Annotated in this window: 1 protein-coding gene; it reads left to right on the forward strand. The window is 64.9% G+C overall.

Features of this window, described 5'->3' with window-relative positions; genetic code table 11:
* Positions 1 to 482 (forward strand): hypothetical protein (locus FNJ47_RS46610; RefSeq protein ID WP_430649490.1); only part of this gene is annotated, 482 nt, incomplete at both ends.

The raw sequence follows: 482 nt of genomic DNA on the forward strand, positions 1-482 counted from the left end.
ACGTCTCGTCCGGCGGCGTCATCCAGGGCACCATCAGCGGCACGGCCGGCACGGGAACGTTCGTTGCAGCCGGCGGAACGCTCAACGTGCTGGCCGGCGGTTCGGCCAGCATGATCAACGTGTCCGGTACGCTCAATGTGCAGGGCAAGATCACCAGCAATGTCAGCATTCAAAGCGGCGGCCACGAAATCGTCTCGGCAGGTGGCTCCGTCACCGGCGTCACCGGTTCGGGGACCGCAATTTCCGGGTTGGTCGACGTTCTCTCCGGCGCGTCTTTCGACCATGCGACCGTCTTCAGCGGCGGCGACCTGAACGTCTCGTCCGGAGCGACGGTTGACCATATCTCCGTCTCGAACGGCGGCATCTTCAACGTCGGCGGCACGGTTCTGAGCAACGTCGCGGTCTTTGCCGGTGGCGTCGAGAACGTGTTCTCCGGAGGCGTGGTCACCGGCGTGACCAGCTCCGGGACAGGGATTTCGGGC

This window comes from Bradyrhizobium uaiense (assembly GCF_010811875.1).
GTDB lineage: Bacteria > Pseudomonadota > Alphaproteobacteria > Rhizobiales > Xanthobacteraceae > Bradyrhizobium > Bradyrhizobium uaiense.